Here is a 318-nt window from a genome sequence, read left to right as displayed (position 1 = left end):
ACGAGTCGTCGGTCTGCACACCGATCACCCGGATCTCCGGGCGCACCGATTTCACGTACGCGGCCACGCCCGCGGCCAGCCCGCCGCCGCCGATCGGCACGAAGATCGCGTGGATCGGCCCCTGGTGCTGGCTGAGGATTTCCATCGCGACCGTGCCCTGGCCCGCGATCACGTACGGATCGTCGAACGGATGCACGAAGCTCAGGCCGCGCTCTTCCTGCACCTGTACTGCGTGCGCGTACGCGTCGCTGTACGACTCGCCGTACTGCACCACCTCGACGGTCGGGCCGCCGTGCGCGCGCACCGCGTCGACCTTCA

1 protein-coding gene is annotated in these 318 nt (G+C 69.2%); it reads right to left on the bottom strand.

Going from position 1 to position 318, the window contains the following annotated elements:
• A partial coding sequence (locus BN2475_RS35430) for a pyridoxal-phosphate dependent enzyme (RefSeq protein WP_425435501.1) occupies positions 1-318 on the bottom strand: 318 nt, incomplete at both ends.

Source organism: Paraburkholderia ribeironis, assembly GCF_900019265.1.
GTDB lineage: Bacteria > Pseudomonadota > Gammaproteobacteria > Burkholderiales > Burkholderiaceae > Paraburkholderia > Paraburkholderia ribeironis.
The sequence above is the reverse complement of the archived record's forward strand: the minus strand, read 5'-3'. Positions and strand labels throughout refer to the sequence as shown.